The organism is Lentibacillus kimchii (assembly GCF_055381965.1).
In genome coordinates, this window is record NZ_AP043934.1 from 500,154 (window position 1) to 517,155 (window position 17,002).

Annotated in this window: 17 protein-coding genes, 1 tRNA gene and 1 pseudogene; 18 read left to right on the forward strand and 1 reads right to left on the reverse strand. The window is 46.7% G+C overall.

Annotated features, from left to right (window positions below):
* Positions 1 to 2: 2 nt before the first annotated feature.
* From ACZ444_RS03035 to ACZ444_RS03055, 5 genes are read left to right on the forward strand one after another with little or no spacing between them, the layout of a single operon-like run.
* A complete protein-coding gene (locus tag ACZ444_RS03035) occupies positions 3 to 863 on the forward strand; it encodes a phytoene/squalene synthase family protein (RefSeq protein WP_382358786.1) in 861 nt (286 codons plus the stop codon).
* Between the two features lie 19 nt (positions 864 to 882).
* A complete protein-coding gene (locus tag ACZ444_RS03040; RefSeq protein ID WP_382358785.1) occupies positions 883 to 2,382 on the forward strand; it encodes a phytoene desaturase family protein in 1,500 nt (499 codons plus the stop codon).
* Complete coding sequence (locus ACZ444_RS03045) at positions 2,369 to 3,754, forward strand: aldehyde dehydrogenase family protein (RefSeq protein ID WP_382358784.1); 1,386 nt, start codon at positions 2,369 to 2,371, stop codon at positions 3,752 to 3,754. The genes ACZ444_RS03040 and ACZ444_RS03045 overlap by 14 nt, the downstream gene beginning before the upstream one ends.
* A gap of 24 nt (positions 3,755 to 3,778) precedes the next feature.
* Positions 3,779 to 4,897, forward strand: a complete 1,119-nt coding sequence (locus tag ACZ444_RS03050; protein WP_382358783.1) for a glycosyltransferase family 2 protein — start codon at positions 3,779 to 3,781, stop codon at positions 4,895 to 4,897.
* Between the two features lie 19 nt (positions 4,898 to 4,916).
* Entirely contained in the window at positions 4,917 to 5,387 is a 471-nt protein-coding gene (locus tag ACZ444_RS03055) for a glycosyl-4,4'-diaponeurosporenoate acyltransferase CrtO family protein (RefSeq protein WP_382358782.1), read from the forward strand.
* A 112-nt stretch (positions 5,388 to 5,499) separates the two neighbouring features.
* On the opposite strand, the gene ACZ444_RS03060 is transcribed toward ACZ444_RS03055, so the two are convergent.
* Positions 5,500 to 6,267 (reverse strand): SDR family NAD(P)-dependent oxidoreductase, encoded by a 768-nt coding sequence (locus tag ACZ444_RS03060; RefSeq protein WP_382358781.1) that lies wholly within the window; start codon positions 6,265 to 6,267, stop codon positions 5,500 to 5,502.
* 242 nt (positions 6,268 to 6,509) lie between these two features.
* On the opposite strand from ACZ444_RS03060, the gene ACZ444_RS03065 reads away from it, so the two are divergent.
* From ACZ444_RS03065 to hisG, 13 genes and pseudogenes are all read left to right on the forward strand, one after another.
* The gene (locus ACZ444_RS03065; RefSeq protein WP_382358780.1) at positions 6,510 to 6,935 is read left to right on the forward strand and encodes an organic hydroperoxide resistance protein; all 426 of its coding nucleotides are present in this window, start codon (positions 6,510 to 6,512) and stop codon (positions 6,933 to 6,935) included.
* Positions 6,936 to 7,131: 196 nt separating this feature from the next.
* The gene (gene rlmD / locus ACZ444_RS03070) at positions 7,132 to 8,631 is read left to right on the forward strand and encodes a 23S rRNA (uracil(1939)-C(5))-methyltransferase RlmD (protein WP_382358779.1); all 1,500 of its coding nucleotides are present in this window, start codon (positions 7,132 to 7,134) and stop codon (positions 8,629 to 8,631) included.
* A gap of 299 nt (positions 8,632 to 8,930) precedes the next feature.
* Positions 8,931 to 9,881 carry a carbamate kinase gene (gene arcC / locus ACZ444_RS03075; protein WP_382358778.1) on the forward strand — a complete coding sequence of 317 codons (951 nt, stop codon included), beginning with the start codon at positions 8,931 to 8,933 and terminating at the stop codon, positions 9,879 to 9,881.
* A 30-nt stretch (positions 9,882 to 9,911) separates the two neighbouring features.
* Positions 9,912 to 10,304, forward strand: a complete 393-nt coding sequence (locus tag ACZ444_RS03080) for a cupin domain-containing protein (protein ID WP_382358777.1) — start codon at positions 9,912 to 9,914, stop codon at positions 10,302 to 10,304.
* 348 nt (positions 10,305 to 10,652) lie between these two features.
* Positions 10,653 to 11,096 carry a hypothetical protein gene (locus ACZ444_RS03085; RefSeq protein ID WP_382358776.1) on the forward strand — a complete coding sequence of 148 codons (444 nt, stop codon included), beginning with the start codon at positions 10,653 to 10,655 and terminating at the stop codon, positions 11,094 to 11,096.
* A 144-nt stretch (positions 11,097 to 11,240) separates the two neighbouring features.
* Positions 11,241 to 11,367 (forward strand): annotated as a pseudogene (locus ACZ444_RS03090) (cell wall hydrolase); the annotation flags it as partial.
* Positions 11,368 to 11,604: 237 nt separating this feature from the next.
* Positions 11,605 to 12,285 carry a phosphatase PAP2 family protein gene (locus ACZ444_RS03095; protein WP_382358775.1) on the forward strand — a complete coding sequence of 227 codons (681 nt, stop codon included), beginning with the start codon at positions 11,605 to 11,607 and terminating at the stop codon, positions 12,283 to 12,285.
* Positions 12,286 to 12,424: 139 nt separating this feature from the next.
* Positions 12,425 to 12,496, forward strand: a tRNA-Ala gene (locus ACZ444_RS03100).
* Positions 12,497 to 12,530: 34 nt separating this feature from the next.
* Positions 12,531 to 13,277 carry a YggS family pyridoxal phosphate-dependent enzyme gene (locus ACZ444_RS03105; RefSeq protein ID WP_382358774.1) on the forward strand — a complete coding sequence of 249 codons (747 nt, stop codon included), beginning with the start codon at positions 12,531 to 12,533 and terminating at the stop codon, positions 13,275 to 13,277.
* A gap of 371 nt (positions 13,278 to 13,648) precedes the next feature.
* Complete coding sequence (locus ACZ444_RS03110) at positions 13,649 to 14,083, forward strand: DUF4064 domain-containing protein (protein WP_382358773.1); 435 nt, start codon at positions 13,649 to 13,651, stop codon at positions 14,081 to 14,083.
* A 286-nt stretch (positions 14,084 to 14,369) separates the two neighbouring features.
* Complete coding sequence (locus tag ACZ444_RS03115; protein WP_382358772.1) at positions 14,370 to 14,870, forward strand: DUF3231 family protein; 501 nt, start codon at positions 14,370 to 14,372, stop codon at positions 14,868 to 14,870.
* 261 nt (positions 14,871 to 15,131) lie between these two features.
* Positions 15,132 to 16,373, forward strand: coding sequence for an ATP phosphoribosyltransferase regulatory subunit (gene hisZ / locus ACZ444_RS03120; protein ID WP_382358771.1), 1,242 nt, complete (start codon positions 15,132 to 15,134; stop codon positions 16,371 to 16,373).
* Positions 16,374 to 17,000 (forward strand): ATP phosphoribosyltransferase, encoded by a 627-nt coding sequence (gene hisG, locus ACZ444_RS03125; RefSeq protein WP_382358770.1) that lies wholly within the window; start codon positions 16,374 to 16,376, stop codon positions 16,998 to 17,000. It abuts the gene before it with no gap.
* Positions 17,001 to 17,002 lie beyond the last annotated feature (2 nt).

The following is a 17,002-nucleotide window of genomic DNA, read 5'->3' on the forward strand; positions in this document are numbered from 1 at the left end:
CGATGAATACGAAACAAGTGGAATCGGACTTTTTATACTGTGAAGCGGTGATTAAACGGCAGTCGAAAAGTTTTTATAATGCTTTTCTTGAACTGCCCGAGGCTAAGGCAAATGCAGTCTATGCGATTTATGCTTTTTGCCGTAAAGCGGATGACTGTGTGGATGATAATGACACCGAGCATGACAGGCGTTTGGCTTTGCAGCGTTTGAGGTATGAGCTGGATTTATTCGCTGCTCATGAGGAGATTGATCATCCGCTTTGGCGTGCTCTCAGGTATGTTTTTGACCATTATGATATGCAGGTCCAGCCCTTCTATGATCAGTTGACCGGCCAGGCGATGGATATTGGTTTTACACCGCCGCAAACATTACCTGAACTGGAGCATTACAGTTATTATGTTGCGGGTTCGGTTGGCTTAATGCTGCTGCCTGTCCTTGCTTCAGGATCGGGTGATGGGGTGAGGCAGCCGGCGATCGATCTGGGTGTTGCGATGCAGCTGACCAATATTTTACGTGACGTTGGGGAAGATTTTTATGAAAAGGATCGTATTTATTTGCCGCAGCGGGAAATGCAGCGTTTTGCGTATACGCCGTATCAGTTGGAAACAGGTCTGATTAATCAAGCGTTTGTTCAATTGTGGGAACGTCTCGCGGCGCGTGCCGAACAGTTATATGACCGTTTTTTGCAGCAGATTAATCAGTTTGATGCCGATAGCCAGTTTCCTGTCTACCTGTCGGCTCAAATGTATCGCGGGATATTAGATGTGGTCAGGGAAAATGGTCACAACTGTTTATCACGGCGAAATTATGTGGATACGCAACAAATAGCGCAGATGACAGCGGGTATGAATAATTGTTCTTAAAACGAAAGGTGTTTTAACCATGAGATCGGACAAAAACGTAGTAGTAATCGGCGGCGGACTTGGCGGTTTATCAGCGGCTATATCGTTGGCCCAGCAGGGTTATAAAGTCGCGTTATATGAAAAAAACAGTCACCTTGGCGGGAAGTTAAACCGGTTGGAGCAGGATGGATTTGGATTTGATTTAGGCCCGTCCATCCTGACGATGCCACACATCTTTGAGCGGCTGTTTACAGAGAGCGGCAGAAGGATGAGCGATTACGTGCCGCTTGTCCGTTTGGAGCATCAATGGCGGTCGTTTTTCCCTGATGGTCATGTGATTGATCTCTATCAGCATTTACAGAAAATGAAAGAGCATAATCCATCGCTTAAGAAGCGTGATATCAGACAGTATCAAAAACTGTTAAATTACTCGAAAAAACTCTATGAAACAACGGAACAGGGTTATTTTAAGCAGGGGTTTGATCGTACCAAAGATGTGCTGCAATTTCATGGTGTGCTGCGTTCGATTAAGAATTTTGATTTGACGTCGACTATGTTTCAGGGGATTGATAAACGCATCAGCAATCCGCAATTTCGTGATATGCTCAGCTATTTTGTGAAGTATGTGGGCTCATCGCCCTATGATGCGCCGGCTATTCTGAACATGCTGATTTATATGCAGCATGCCCAGGGCGTCTGGTATGTGCTGGGCGGTATGCATCATTTGGCAGAAGGCCTTGTGAATCTGGCGGAAGAACTTGGTGTTGAGTGTCATACAGGTCAGCGAGTTTGCCAGCTGGAAAAGAAAAAAGGCACGATAACCGGAGCCTTGTTAGAAGACGGGACACGCCTGACAGCGGATTATTATGTCTCGAATATGGAAGTGATCCCGGCTTACGAACAATTACTGCAGGAAAAGAAGCCTGCGAAAAAGCTGAAGAAGACATTTGAACCATCCAGTTCAGGTCTTGTCCTGCATTTAGGTGTGAGCAAACGCTATCCGCAGTTGCATCATCATAACTTTTTCTTTTCAAAAAATATGAAAAAACAGATGAATAGTATCTTTCATCGCCATGAATTGCCGGATGATCCTGTTATTTATCTAGTGAATGTGACTAAAACGGATCCGGCTCAGGCCCCCGAAGGCTATGAAAACTTAAAGATTCTGCCGCATATCCCATATAAACAGACTAAACCATTCTCAGAACAGGACTATGCAGCCTTTGCCAACCGCGTGCTGATCAAGCTGGAAAAGATGGGTTTGACGGATTTGCGGCAAAACATTGTGACACAGGACATGTGGACACCTGAGGACATTGAACGGGTGTATCTTTCAGATCGGGGTTCGATTTATGGGACTCTGTCAGACCGCAAGCAAAATAGTGGTTTTAAACATCCTAAGCAAAGTGAGCGTTATGATAACTTGTATTTTGTTGGCGGAACGGTTAATCCCGGTGGCGGGATGCCTATGGTGACGTTAAGCGGTCAGCAAGTGAAGGATATGATTGTGAAACGGGACCAGAATCATGACGCGTCCTGACATCAGCCGTGTGCAGGCATTGCTGGATGACCGCTTGGCCGAAGACCGCCACCTCAGTCTGGCCAAACGTGAGCAGCTTCTTAAACGGCTGAAGCAAATGCTTATAGAACAAGAAGATGTCTTTCTGCAAAGCTTGCAGGCTGATCTGCATAAGTCAGCGGTTGAAGCCTATACATCAGAGCTGGCCGTTGTATTAAATGAAATCGATTATGTGCTGGCCCATTTAAAACGATGGTTAAAGCCCGATCGTTCTTACCATGTCAAACTAGGGTTTATTGAAAAAATTGAATCAGTTAGACAGCCCTATGGCACAGTGTTAGTTTTAAGTCCATGGAATTACCCATTGCAGCTGGCCTTAATGCCTGTTGTCAGTGCCTTAGCTGCGGGCAATGCGTGTGTGATTAAGCCGTCAGAACTGGCGCCGCAGACAAGTGCTGCCTTGACAGAGGCCATTGCTGATTATTTTTCCCCCAGTCAGGTGCTGGCTGTGACCGGTGATGCTAGTATGGCTCAGGCATTAATCGCGCTCCAGTTTGATTTAATTTTTTTCACCGGCGGTCAGACGACTGGCCAAAAGGTGTATCGCCAGGCGGCTGAGCAGTTGACCCCTGTTGTGTTGGAACTGGGCGGGAAGAACCCGTGTGTGATGGATGAGACAGGTTTCTCGGAGCAAGCGATTCAGGAGATTGTCTGGGGGAAATTCCTGAACGCGGGGCAGACATGTATTGCCCCGGATACACTATTTGTTCCTGAATCACTGTATGATCAAACGCTTGCGCTGCTGAAAAAAGTGATAATTGATTTTTACGGACATCAGGCTGGGTCCAGTCCCGACTATGGCCGCCTTATTCATACGCGTCATTTGGACCGGTTACGTGACTGCTTAACGGAAGGAACGATCTATTATGGCGGAGAAGTCGATCGTGATCAGTTACTGCTGACACCAACGATTTTAACGGACTTGCCGCGTGATGCCGCTGTGAGAAGTGAGGAGATTTTTGGCCCAATTTTACCTGTTATACCTTATACAGATTTAGAATCGCTGGTAAAAGGAACGGAACTCCAGAAAGACGGGCTTGTGGCGTATGTATTCAGCACAGATGACCGGACAATTCAATTAGCCCAGCAGGAAATGAAGTCGACCGTATCGGTTAATCAAGTGATTCATCACGCCGCTAATCCGCATGTTCCATTTGGAGGCATCGGCAGGAGCGGGTTCGGTGTCTCTCACGGTAAAGCGGGATTCGCTGAGTGCAGCTTTGAACAGACCTATTACCGGGCCTATCATTATAAGCATCTGTCACAAAAATACCCCGGAGCGCCGACGCAAAACTTAGGTTTGATTAAGCGATTCAGGAAATGGCTGTTTTAATGGTTTGAAGAGGGGGCGGGTTTGATGAACATGTTGTTTTTAACGGCACTTTTGTTTGTGCTGGCAGGTTTGACGGGCGGGACACTGATGTTGTGGTCGTTCCGGACACCTCAGCCTGGCAGCCAAACGGGGCAGCTGCCTTATCTGTCAATTATTGTTCCGGCGCGAAATGAAGCCAAGCGATTGCCTGATTTGCTCCAATCCCTGACAAACCAATCACTCCAGGCTTACGAAATACTGGTTATTGATGATGCATCAGATGATGATACGGCAGCTGTTGCTGAAGCCTATGGGGCAAAAGTCATTCAAAATAAAGGCGTCAGTCACATGGCTCCAGGGAAATCGGCTGCTTGTGCTTATGGTGCAGACTGCGCCCAGGGAGACTGGCTGATGTTTTTGGATGCGGATGTTCAATTGCTCGGTCAGCATAGTCTGCTTCATATAGTGACGGCATATCAGAAACAGAATGAGCAGGGGCTGTTATCGATCCAGCCCTATCATCATATCACTAAGCTGTATGAGAATCTATCGGCTGTTTTTAATATTATCGTTCTGACAGGGGTTAATGTCTTTACATTCTGGCAGGACAGATTTAAAACGGCCGGTTCGTTTGGTCCCTGTATTTTATGTGATAAGACCAGCTATCAATTAACAGGCGGGCACGAAGCTGCGGCCGAATCGATTATGGATGACTATGCTTTGAGTGATGTCTTTAGGTATCATCAGCTGCCGGTGCGCAATTATGCCGGTAAAGGGATGATTGCCTTTCGCATGTATCCGGAGGGTATGAAACAGCTCGTCGAAGGATGGACCAAAAATCTTGCTGTCGCTTCGCAATCAACGCATTGGATCGTCATGGTGCTGATTAGCCTGTGGATGAGCGGCGCCTTTTTGGCCACTGCTTTTCCTATCGTTGCTTTGGCCGCTGGAGCCCCGGTATGGGCCGGCATAAGCGCTGTATGTTACCTGTTGTACGCAGCTCATGTCTTATGTTTAGCAAGGCGTGCGGGCGATTTTAACTGGTGGATATGTTTGTTCTTTCCCGCTTTGTTTTTATTTTTCACTGTTCTGTTTGTTTATTCATTTTATCGTACGCATGTTTTACGGACTGTCACGTGGAAAGGACGCAGAATCAAACTGTGAGAAAGGAGCGGCATCTGATATGACAGTCGCGACTGCTCTCTGGATAGTGGTTTCGGATATTATAGCCTGGGGCATTTGTCACTATGCCATATCGTATCTCTGCCTGAAGATGCCCGTTTCTTTTTTTGAGAAGGATGGGCGCTGGTTTCGCATTGCGTCATGGGAAAGGGATGGGGCGCTCTGGAATCAATTAGTTTCAGTCAAAAGGTGGAAGGACTTGCTGATTGAAGGGTCTTCCATTGTGAAACAAAGTTATAATAAACGGTACTTGCATGGCACAACCAGGGATGCACTGACGCGGTTTGCTGCGGAAACCAAGCGTGCCGAGCTGACACACTGGCTGCTGATTGTGCCTGCGCCTGTCTTTTTCCTCTGGAATCCTGTCTGGGCCGGCTGGGTGATGATCGGCTACGCTCTTCTCGCAAATGTCCCATTTATTCTGATCCAGCGTTATAACCGCGCACGTATTAAGGTGATTTTAGCGCGTTGATCTGGTCATACGCTAAGCAGCATGAGTAAGGACGCTGGAACCAGGACCTAAAAGTGTCATAAAATTAAAAGGCTGTCGAGATTTACCGGCAGCCTTGAAGCATTTCGTATGATTAGATTTTACCGGCTGTAAAGCCTCCGTCAACTGGCAATACGACGCCATTAACTTGTGGTGCTATATCCGAACATAAGAACAGTGCGGCGTTCGCTTGATCTTGAGGATCTGCCATGTCACCTGAAGGGATCGATTCCAGGATCGCTTCATATTGCTCCGGCGCACTATCAGCCCAGCCTTTCAAGGCAGGTGTCAGCGTTGATCCCGGTGCAAAGGCATTCACGCGAACACCTTGCCTACCATATTCCAGGGCGACAGATTTTGTCAGGCCGACCACACCAAATTTCGCTGCGGAATAGGGTGTCATATTCATAACGCCCTCGACTCCGGCGCTCGATGCCGTATTAACAATAGCGCCACCGCCCGTCTTCACCATCGCGTTCACTTCATGTTTCATGCCATAAAAGGCGCCATATAAGGTAACCTTAACCGTTTTCTCCCAGTTATCTGAATCGGTATCACCAATTTTATTCTGCGAGAAACTGAATCCAGCGTTGTTATGAGCGAAATCCAAGGTACCAAATGCTGAAACAGTCTCATCAACCAGTGCTTTCACCTGATCTTCATCGGTCACATCACATTTGAAGAAAACTGCTTCTCCGCCATTTTCCTTAATTAATCTGACAGTTTCCTGACCGGTATCTTTACTTAAATCGGAAACCATGACTTTAGCGCCTGCGTTTGCAAAAGCCAGGGCGCTCTCTCGCCCAATACCAGACCCCGCTGCGGTTACTAAACCAGCCTTGCCAGCCATGTTGATCGCCATTTAAAAAAGCCCCCTTTAGTATAAGTATATATAGGTTGATAGACTGTTATGATAATGGCGGTGCGAAAAAATCATGATAGGATACATGTTTTAAGCAGATACGGCCAGGACAGCTGATCACAGACGGTGAACTTTTATAATTGCTGGTGAACAGTCTAAGTTTCCGGTTTATCTTGCACGGTGATAGGGAAGATTAATGTATAGGAAGATTAAACAACCCATGTCAGGGAGGAGACGTTATTATGAGTGAAGTTATTTTTACGTCAAGCGCTACAGCCCAAAACGGCCGGGATGGTCACGTTAAGTCAAGTGATGGTCTGATCGATCTGGATTTAGTCAATCCGGCCACTAATAAGGAAGATAAGGGCTCTAATCCTGAGCAATTATTTGCAGCAGCCTACTCTGCCTGCTTTGATGGTGCCTTAAATCTTGTCGCGTCACAGCAAAAGAAAAAGATTGAATCTGAAACGACTGCAGACGTAAGCTTTTGCAAAGATCCGAGTGATGACGGCTTTAAAATTGCAGCGACTATTCATGTCAAAATGAAAGGCGCTGATTCTGAAGAAGAAGCACAGCAGCTGGTCAAAGATGCGCACCAGGCGTGCCCGTATTCCAAAGCAACCAGAGGCAATATTGACGTGACGCTGGAGACAGAAAAAGTGGACTAACGAAAATGATACTTAAATGAGGGACAAGGCCGTAGTGGCTTTGTCCCTTTTTTGTGATTCGCGGGATCTGTAAAAATGACGCAACGATTAAGTGCCAAATATAGAGTTATTACATACTGCATATCTCCATTTTACGGTTCGCTCCAAGTAGTCTATAATAGGTTGTTCAAGAAGAAACAGAGATAGGAAGATGCTTATGTCCAAGCAAAAAAACCGTAACGATAAAAAGCCCGCTCAATCAAACCATCAATCTGGCAAACCAAATAAAAAGCAGGGCCCGGCAAAAGGAAAACCCAAAGGCGGCAATCCAAAAAACAGCTCCCCAAATGCACGCCAGGGCGGCCCGAAAGCCACAACGGCGAAAGTAACGTGCTCGCGTCTGACCAATGAAGGGAAAGGACTTGTCGAATGGGAAGGCAAGCAGCTGGAGGTCGCGCACCTGCTGCCTGGTGAGACAGCTGAGGTTCGTGTCTCCAAAAAGGGAAGGTTTGGTGATGCGGAGCTGAAGCGGGTGCTCCATCAGTCTGAAGACCGTGTCGAGCCGCCCTGTCCGTATTATGAGCAATGCGGGGGATGTCAGCTGCAGCATATGAGCAACCAGGCGCAAGGGCAGTTTAAGCAAAATACGGTCGATGCGCTCATGAAACCGTTCGGCAAGCCGGAACCTATTTTGACGATGGACCATCCGTATGACTACCGGAACAAAAGTCAAATGGCTATTGGCCGGAATAAAGATCGGCAGGTGATTGGCGGGCTGTATGCGCAGAATACGCATCAGATCATCCCTATGGATCGGTGCCTGATTCATGATCCGAAGGCAGACGAAATCGTGCAGACCATTAAAGGCATGATGAAGTCGTTTAAAATGCAGCCGTACAACGAAGATACCGGTCAGGGCTTTTTAAGGCATGTGCTGATAAAGGTCGGCCAGACGAGCGGTGAGATCATGGTCGTTCTGGTAGCGGCCTCACCTATCTTCAAAGGCAAGAATAACTTTATAACAGCCTTGCGCAAAGCCCATCCTGAAATCACGACGCTCCTGCTGAATATCAATAAGCGGAACACCAGCGCGGTTTTGGGTGATCAGGAAAAAGTGCTTTTCGGCAAGGGGACGATTACCGATACGCTTGGCGGCATGACGTTCGAAATATCCGCGAAGTCGTTCTATCAGATTAATCCGGCCCAGACGGAAAAATTGTATACGAAGGCGATTGAAATGGCCAATCTGACGGGCAAGGAAACGGTGGTGGATGCGTACTCCGGCATTGGCACCATCAGTCTGATTGCCAGTCAGAAAGCTGGCAGCGTGATGGGTGTGGAATTAAATCAAGATGCGGTGCGTGACGCTATTCGCAATTCCAAACGCAATGGTGTGAAAAATGCCCGGTTCTATCAGGGCGACGCCGGCGAATTCATGGTGCAAATGGCTTCGCGCGGTGAAAAGGCTGATGTTGTGCTGATGGATCCGCCCCGGAGCGGGAGTGACGAAGCATTCCTGTCCAGCATCGCCAAACTGAAGCCCAAGCGGGTGGTATATGTATCCTGTAATCCTGAAACGCAGGCGCGCGACTTAAAGTATTTAACGAAGCACGGCTATGCAGTTGAAGCGATTCAGCCTGTCGATATGTTCCCGCAAACCTATCATGTCGAAGCTGTGGCGAAACTGGTACGAAAAGAGAAGGCAGGTAAGCGATAACGCATTGCCTGCATAATAGGTAAGGCAATCCTGGGCTGCCATCATGGCGGCCCTTTTTTTATTTCATATTTATCAGAGTATTCACATATATGATGATGTTAATAGATCCTTTCTTCTATAAGTACATGAGGTCTATGCACTTTAACCATTGCTTTCTCCGCGTTTTGTCTGGGTCTGTTCTTAGTCACAAGCGGAAACATTTAAGGGGGGGAGCAGCGCTAGCAATTAGCATGCGCCTAAGGCATGCTTTGAAAAAGGACTGCAGCGTTTCTACAACGTTTATGGAAAGGATGGCGTTCATGAGTAAAATACTCATTGCTCTTGGGGGAAACGCTCTTGGCGATACCCCCGAGGAGCAAATGCAATTAGTACAGGAATCCGCTAAACCAATTGTGGATTTAATTGAAGAAGGGCACGACGTTATTATTTCCCATGGCAATGGCCCGCAAGTTGGCGCTATTAATTTAGCCTTTGAAAACGGCTCTCAGGAATATTCAGGGGTGCCGAGCATGCCCTTTGCTGAATGCGGCGCCATGAGTCAGGGCTATATAGGCTATCACCTGCAGAATGCCATCCGTGAAGAACTGCTGAATCGCGGAATTGATAAATCGGTGGCAACCATTGTGAGCCAAGTGGCGGTTGATAAGGATGATCAGGCATTTGAGAATCCAACCAAGCCAATCGGATCATTTTATTCAAAAGATGAAGCGAAAAGGTTAATGGAAGAAACAGGTGACACGTATATAGAAGATGCCGGCCGAGGGTATCGCCGGGTCATTCCGTCCCCTTCGCCGATAAAAGTGGTTGAAAAAGATATTATTAACGACCTGGTCAACACGGGCCGTATTGTGATCGCAGCCGGCGGTGGCGGCATCCCCGTCGTCGAAGAAGAGAGTCATACCCTGACAGGCGTTGATGCGGTGATTGATAAGGATTCCGCCAGCAGGTGCCTGGCTGATGAACTCGATGCAGACTTTTTATTCATTCTGACCGCAGTCGAAAAAATCGCGATCAATTATGGAGAACCTGACCAGCAGGATCTGGACGAATTGACTGGTGCAGAGGCAGAACAACTAATTCAAGAAGACCAGTTTGCCCCGGGCAGCATGCTTCCTAAAGTTCAGGCCGCTATACAATTTGTCAGCGCTAAAGAAGGACGAAGATCAATTATTACATCGCTGGAAAAGGCTAAGGATGCTATCCAGGGTGAAACCGGAACAACGATTGTAAAAACTTCAGAAAAGGAGTGATCCTCATGACTGACAAGGACGACAGTGAATGTGGGAGAACAATTAACATGGCATTTATTCAAGGAACACCGCAATGTCTACCATCGTAATATCCTGAGCTCCAAAGACGCGGATGCCTTAGGCGTTAATGTCAGTACTGTCATGCGGGAATACCTCGAGACAGGTGGAGCCGTCCTGCCGCATTATCATGATGTAGCGGAAGTTATTCATATTATTAAAGGCAAGGTGAAACGCCTGCAGAATGGCGAATGGCTGACTTATCAGGATGGTGATACGTTCATTGTTCCTGAAGGCGTTGTGCATTCCGTTTTCAACGCTGATACGGAACCCACAGAACAGGTAAGTATATTTCTGCCTGTATCTGACGGAGACGTTAAAAACAGTGATATGAAATCATTCATGGTCGACGAGGGAAACGTGTAAAGGTATTAAACGAGCAAACAGGGCTAAGACTGACTGTACCTGGCAAAATGGTTTCGATCTTCTTCAGAATATGAGGATCGGAACCATATTTTAGTGTGATCAACGGACGCATTTATTAGGGGAGTGGCGATCTTGGGGAGATTGCACAGATTGCTCCGCAAAGTCACTGTTTCGAATATGAGCTAAAAGCACTTCATAACCCCCAAAGCATTTGTATAGGCAATTATTACCACTATAACGTATTTTTAATAATTTTAAAATAACATTTGTAAAGCCAGTTTTGAATGGAAGGTAAGATCCCGTGCACAATAAATGCTGAGCATACAACAACATTGTGAGGTGTTCATATTGGTTAAAGACAATAAAGATTTTGATGTTAAGACCATTTTTAAAGGTCGGCCGCATGAACGGCAGCAATTCAGTATATTACTGGATGGCAAAGAATATAGGGGCCATTACACGGACAACGAGATTCAATGGATGCATCCGCACCCCATTCAGGATGTTGATCAAGATCAGGTGGATTGGCTTGAAAAGGAGCTTCACCAATTGCTGGAGGGCGACAAAAAACTGCAGCATGCAGATGATGTGGAAATTGAATCTGTTATGAAAGGCCCAGCACATGTTTCCCATTATTTTAAACTAAATATTGGAGGCGAAATATTCAGAGGCATGATTTTCAATGGAGTTTTGCATTGGTACCGGCCGGATCCCTTAGATAAATTAAGTGAGGAAGAATTTGAAGAGCTTAAACAGAACTTGCGTGATCAAGCAGAAGGACAGAAGGAATAGGCCAAGGAGTCATATCTATTTGCGCAAACACCTTCATTAAATGTTATGGAGGTGAATTTATAGCTTTCATTAAATACCAGGATAAAGACGTTGACTTAATGGCCAGAATGATGCGTGCGGAAGCCGTCGGAGAACCTACGGGATGCTGAGAGACGATTAGCGAGAAAAAATCTGAAGTATTGGCGGCGCCAACCGGCAAAATATTCACTGTGGTACTTCAACCCCCTATGGTGATTGTCCGCAAACATGGTACGGCCAGCCGTTTGCCGGACCAGGTATCTATCGAAAGGATGTTTTTGTGGAAGGATGGCACTTTTACAATAACGTCCTATTCCTGGCTGCTTGTAGTGTGAGTCTCGATCGAAATTGTAGTGTCGCCGATCGATTTTGTGTGAGTCTCGATCGAAATTGTGGTGCAGTCGATCGATGCCCCTTTTATGCGCGATATGGTATGCTGGCAGATGGTATTTCAGATGGATGAAACAACGTTGAAAGGGGAATGCGCATCATGCCGGTTTTCCAGAAGCGGATTTTTTTAGGATTCTGTATGGTTGTGGCAGCTGTACTATTTCTTGTGATTGGTTTATCGTATAAACAGCCTTGGCTGCTGGCTTTCGATGAGCAGATGCAGTCTTATTTATACAATTTTCTTGGTTCATCAGGAGAAGCTATTTTCGTTGTTATAACTTATATGGGCTCGGCTTATGTCAGCTATCCGATGCTGGTGATTCTCGCATGTGTGCTGCTCGTTCAGAAACGTTATTGGCTGACGCTTTTGTTCGTTTTGAATCTTTTGGGTGTGCGGCTCTGCAACTGGTTGCTGAAAGCTGTCTTTGAACGGCCGCGTCCGGAGATAACGCATCTTGTTCAGGTGAGTTCAGACAGTTTTCCGAGTGGACATGCCATGAATTCAATCGCTTTTTTTGGTTTTCTAGCCTTTTTGCTGTTCCGTGCTATGAAAAGCATGTCGAAGCCGTCTGGATGGGTCTGGATGAGCGCTGTTGGTTTAATCGGATTGATTGGCTTTAGCCGCGTCTATCTGGGCGTTCATTACTTATCTGATGTTCTGGGCGGATTACTGGCCGGAGGAGCGTGGCTGTTTTTCAGCATTTTTCTTTATACATATCTTCCGGAACACGATCGTTTCATTAAGCCGGTGCGGAAGGCGGCGCATGATTCGCAGTACTAACGCAGAAGATGGTGGTCTCAGTGCACGTTATGAGGTACAAGGGAGTGCATGTGAGGTCCTTGACAAGATTCATTGCTAGCTATTATACTGTGTTTACATGTTTTTGTAAAGTTACTAAAAAATTAAAAATTAATGTTATGGGGGTATAGCCAAATGGATAGGCCAAGGTTGTGCAAGACCTTATATTCTGGTTCGAATCCAGATACCCCCTTTTCAAAAATTCGTGTTAAAGAAGAGGAAATGTTATGAACGCCAATAAAGTTCAAGAACAGCTGAATCAGATTAAAAAAAGAATTGATGCATCTTGCCGGTCTGCGAACAGAAATCCTGACGACATCACGCTTTTATTGGCAACGAAAACCGTCAGTGCTGAAACTATTAAGCCTGCGCTTGATGCCGGTGAGACACTGCTTGGCGAAAATAAAGCCCAGGAGCTGCAGGAAAAATATCCTCTTATTGAAGATAATCGAGCCCAGTGGCATTTTATTGGGCATCTGCAGACGAATAAAATCAATAATGTCCTGCCATATGTCACATGTATTCAGTCCGTTGACCGTCTGAAACTGGCTCAAAAGCTGCACAATCGGCTTCTTAAAGATAATCGCACACTGGATATTCTTGTACAGGTAAACACGTCTTATGAAGAAAGCAAATTCGGTGCCGCGCCGGAGCATGTGCTCACGTTAATTGAACAGCTGTCTGAATTCAGTACACTCCATATTAAAGGGCTGATGACGATCGGCAAGCTGTCGGCCAATTCCGAGGAGACGCGCGAAAGTTTTCGCCTGCTGAAGTCACTTCAGGAACAGGTCAAAGCCCAGGATTATCCGGGCGTTGATATGGGCGTCCTCTCAATGGGCATGTCCGGTGATCTGGAGGCAGCGATTGAAGAAGGGGCAACCATGATTCGCGTCGGAACTGCCATCTTCGGTGACCGCGAATACCCCGACAGCTACTACTGGAACGAACAGCTTTCCGATACAGACGATTAAGACAGCAAATGCCAGGGAGGCGCCACACCCACCCTGGCATTTTTGTGCGGCAGGCGTGGCAGTGAACGGGTGCGCTCGAAAAAGTGCTCGATCTGCCAGCAGTAAAAGGAGGTCATCACACGAGTGCAACTGGTAACGCACGCCTTGTAACGCGACGAGCACGAGGAGGCTCACCAGCCGCGAGCGGAAAGCGGCGTCTTTTTCCGAAGCAGGCTTATGATTCTTGTCTTTTGTCCCAGCCTCTTGCTTTTAATAGTCCCCACCTCTTTAGACTGGATCGCCAAAGTTAATCAAACGTTTGTTTAAGAATCTCATTAAAACTATTCAAGTTGTTGAAACAGACTGAGCGCGCTAAAAGGGTGATAAAGTCAATGAAGACTTCTGTACATACCATTATTGTTATTTTATCTGTTTGTTCCATAGTTCTTTTAATAGCTGCGTTTATATTTTTAAGCTCGATAGGACCGTTGGAGCAAAATAAAACGGCAAATACAGTAGTGACTGACATATTGTCTAAAGATCCAAAGGCACAACGAGATAATGTTGATACAGCTCCGTTGGCTGCTGATATATTGTCTTATCTTAACCAATATGCGCACTATCCATTAATTCTTATCGGGTTTTCAGTCGTGTTGAATGGAATAAGTCTAGCCTTGTTAAGATCCCAAAAGCATTTATCGGGTATCTTTTTAATTTGTGCCGCCGTGGCATCATTTTTTACGCTGATACCGGCTGTTTTACAAGCAGTATCTGGAATTTATCTCATTAAACGGAGTAAATTTAACGTTCATGCTGCCGACCAATAATACTTTCTGTGAAAATATGTGCAGTTTTCAAATTGTGGATTCAATGAAAAACATCCTTAATGGACCTTTTAATTCCTGATTTCACAAAATAAATAGCAACTAAAAACACAGGATTAATTTCTGTGTTTTTTAACGTGAGTTTGAACATCATACTGCTGATTAATCATTTAACCATTATGAATTGTGTATGTACCTGGCACCTGAATAGATGTCCACGCCAGAGGCACAATAGGCGTGTGCTTTAAAAAGTGTCACCTATACAATGAAATGGATTAGGAGGATGCCAATGGGTATTTTAGATGGAAATCCCGCAGATGAGCCGATGCATTATGGTGAGGTGTTTGGTGTCTGGACAGCGGTAATGGGCGGAAAAGGGCTGATTGCCGAGTATCAGACGCTGGTCAACCATGCAGGTGACGAGGACCTGACTAAATTACTTGAGGATACCATTCAGCAAGGTCAGCAGGAAGTTAAAGAAATGGAAGAACTTCTCAAAAAGAATGGCGTGGGTCTGCCGCCGACGCCACCGGAACGGCCCAAGGCGCACGTGGAAGATATACCAGCAGGCGCACGCTTTATGGACCAGGAGATTGCCGCATCTGTCGCTGGGCAAATTGCAGCAGGTCTTGTTTCGTGCAGTGAAATGATGGGCACGTCCACCCGGGAAGATATTGCCAGGATGTTTGGCCAGTTTCATACCCAAAAGGCAACACTGGGCGAAAAGTATTTAAAACTGACCAAAGACAAAGGATGGTTAGTTTCACCGCCATTACACCATGATAATTAAAAAGGCTCAGTCCTGAATTAAACAATCCGCATGAAATCAAGGTTTCACATCTGATTTCATGCGGATTTTACGTTCTTATCTGCTGTTCCACTTCATACATGCCAGGTACATACACAATTCAGAATTGTGTATGTACCTGGCACCCCACCCGCACCCTATTGACATAGCGTTTTTCATCATATATACTTTACAAAACTTTAATTAAATAAAGTGATAAAGTAATAAAGTCGAATTGGATACAACTAAAGGGGGGGTGCTGGTGTGGAGTCGTATTTGTTTGATCGTTCACAGGATACGGGATCGGCTGAATTTCAATCCGGCCAGGCGTTAATCAAGACGCTGAAACATCGCTTTCAGACATATGGGTTTCGTCAGGTGCGGACGTCCACATTTGAACAGTACGATTTATATGATTTGGTCAGTGGAACCGTCAAGCGGGAAAATATGATTAAAGCGATTGATCAGTCAGGCAAAGTGATGGTGATGCGGCCTGATGTGACCATCCCCATCACCCGTATGATGGCTTCGTCGACGACACGGGAAGCGCGTTTATTTTATGTGTCGCATATTTTCCGGCAGTACCCGGAGGCCTCTGAGCTGGAAGAACGTCTGCAGGCAGGCGTGGAGCGTTTTGGCAGCGACCGGCCGGAGACAGATGCCGAGGTGATCACGCTGGCAGCTCATGGCCTGCAGGATCTCGGATTTGAACGTTTTAAAATTGAAATGGGGCATGCTGGGTTCTTTAAAGCTGTGATGCGTCAGCTCGATTTAGCTCCTGCTGAACGGGAGCAGCTGCAGATGCTGGTGCAATCGAAAAATCTCGCTGATATTAAACGGTTTCTCGCGGACGTCAATGTTCCGGATGATCTGGCAGCTATTCTGCAGACCATTCCATTATTATACGGCGACCCGGAGGATGTGCTTAAACGTGCCGAGGAGCTTGCCCTAACGCCTGATATGAAGGCGGAACTGGCTGATTTGCATGCGCTGAACAAGCTGTTGCAGGCCTATGACGCGGCGGATGCGGTTGTATTTGACCTCGGGCTGATCAACAACATGGACTATTATTCGGGCGTGATTTTTCAGGGAGTTGTAGCGGATTACGGCAAACCGGTGGTGATGGGCGGCCGTTATGACCGGCTGGCTGATCAGTTTGGAGCGGTGCTTCCGGCGATTGGCTTTGCCTATGAGACCAGCTATCTAGCAGATGCGCTGCGACAGGAAAACCGCCTTGTCAGCACAGCGCCATCTGTTGATATAACGCTGTTTTATGAACCTCAGGAACAGATCAATGCTTTAAGAACGGCTAATGATTTGCGTGAAGCTGGTTATGCCGTGGTGACCTATCCGCGGGGGGATTCCGGACACACCGCCGAAGACAGCAGCTGCACGGCTTGTTTCTCACCCGACGGCAACTGGTTTGATGACCAACAGACAGAACAGGCGTTTACCGACGGACAGGAATTGCAATCGCTGCTGCATGAAGCGATAGGAGGTGCGTGAATGGCGGTCATTACACTTGCCCTGGCAAAAGGGCGGACGGCAGACAGTGTCCTTGAACTGCTGGAGCAGGCGGGTTATCGTTTCCCGGATTTTCATCCGCAAAGCCGGAAGCTTATTTTCAGCGACGACCAGCGTCAGCTCCGGCTGATATTGGTAAAACCGCTCGATGTGCCCGCGTATGTGGAAAAGGGAGCGGCTGATGCCGGAGTCACTGGCAAAGACAATATTATGGAGCGCGCGGCCGATGTTTATGATCTTCTTGATCTAGCGCTTGGCCAGTGTCAATTTATCCTGGCAGGCAAGCAGCATCTGCCATCTGATCCAGCACAAAAAATCATGGTGGCGTCGAAATACCCGGTCGTTGCGCGGACTTACTTTGACAGGCGCGGTATACCTGCTGAGGTGATTAAGCTGAACGGTTCGGTCGAGCTGGCGCCGTTAATCGGTCTCGCTGATGTGATTGTCGATATTATGGAAACAGGCACCACATTGCAGGAGAATGGTTTGCTGGTACTCGATAAACTGGGCGACATCAGTACGCGGCTGATTGTGAACAAAGCGAGCTTTACCACGAAGTCACGCGACATCCATACGTTCATTAATCAGCTCAAAACAGGAATGGAGTGATC